General features: G+C 66.9%; 1 protein-coding gene. It reads right to left on the bottom strand.

The features are described from left to right. Window positions 1-167 precede the first annotated feature (167 nt). The coding region (locus tag JMF90_RS39880) for a glyoxalase/bleomycin resistance/extradiol dioxygenase family protein (RefSeq protein ID WP_201326634.1) at window positions 168-519 on the bottom strand (352 nt) is incomplete at its 5' end.

The following is a 519-nucleotide window of genomic DNA, read 5'->3' as shown; positions in this document are numbered from 1 at the left end:
CCGGAGCTCGACGCCGGATTCGACGGCGGCGGCGAGAAACCGTTCGGCCGGCGCGGCGCGGTTCAACTGCAGTGTTGGAACACCGACGAAAAGCCGGCTGACGTCGTCGGGGTGGTAGTGCATCGCGAATAGCGGGGTGATCGATCGGGAGGCGCCGTCCGGACTGCTTACTGATTGCCGGACATCAGCGCCGTGTAACGCCGCTGCATTTCGTCGGGTTCGACCGTTTCGATCGTATGCCCGATCAGCCAATCGTAACCGAACGGATCGCGGATCCTGCCCGAGCGCTCTCCGTAGAACTGGTCCTGGAGTGCGCGCGTCACGTGCGCGCCGGCCGCGACGGCGGCGGCGATCGTCGCATCGGCGTCGTCGACGTGAAGATGGAGCGCCATCGGCGCGTTGCCGTCCGGGTCGAGTGCGGCGTGACCGATGCGCCCCGACGGCTCGACGAGCCGGAATTTCTCCTGCGCGCCGAATGCCTTCGCATAGAACGCGATGGCGTCCTCCGCGCTTTTGGCG

It is taken from the genome of Burkholderia sp. E168m23 (assembly GCF_016586125.1).
In the GTDB taxonomy this organism is placed as follows: Bacteria; Pseudomonadota; Gammaproteobacteria; order Burkholderiales; family Burkholderiaceae; genus Burkholderia; species Burkholderia orbicola.
This window is presented reverse-complemented; position numbering and strand designations above follow the sequence as displayed.